General features: G+C 51.0%; 1 protein-coding gene. It reads right to left on the bottom strand.

Going from position 1 to position 516, the window contains the following annotated elements:
* Positions 1-516: hypothetical protein (locus BWI92_RS27585; RefSeq protein ID WP_176464560.1), on the bottom strand; the 516-nt coding region annotated here is incomplete at both ends.

Raw genomic sequence — 516 nt, 5'->3', positions numbered from 1 at the left:
GAGGAAGTCAAGCCGCTCGTCCAGCCTTCAGACCGTAAGTTTAAGCCAGCTTCAAGCAGCCGATGAGGTATACCAGAAGTTGAAACACCATCTGATGAAGTCAAGCCTGCTCGTCCAGCTTTTAGACCGAAGTTTAAGCCAGCTTCAAAGCCAGCCGATGAGGTAACTGAGCCAGTTGTAGAGGCCAGTGCAGAGGTAGCTCCAGAAGTCGAAACACCATCGGAGGAAGTCAAGCCTGCTCGTCCAGCTTTTAGACCGAAGTTTAAATCAGCCTCAAAACCAGCCGATGAGGTAACTGAGCCAGTTGTAGAAGCTAGCACAGAGGTATCGCCAGAAGTTGGAGCTCCATCGGAGGAAGTCAAGCCCGCTCGTCCAGCCTTCAGACCTAAGTTTAAGCCAGCTTCAAAGCCAGCCGATGAGGTATCACCAGAAGTTGAAACACCATCTGATGAAGTCAAGCCTGCTCGTCCAGCTTTTAGACCGAAGTTTAAGCCAGCTTCAAAGCCAGCCGATGAG

The sequence above is a fragment of the Flectobacillus sp. BAB-3569 genome (assembly GCF_002270355.1).
Classification (GTDB): domain Bacteria; phylum Bacteroidota; class Bacteroidia; order Cytophagales; family Spirosomataceae; genus Flectobacillus; species Flectobacillus roseus.
Note: the sequence above shows the minus strand (reverse complement) of the source record. Positions and strands in the feature narration are given on the sequence as shown.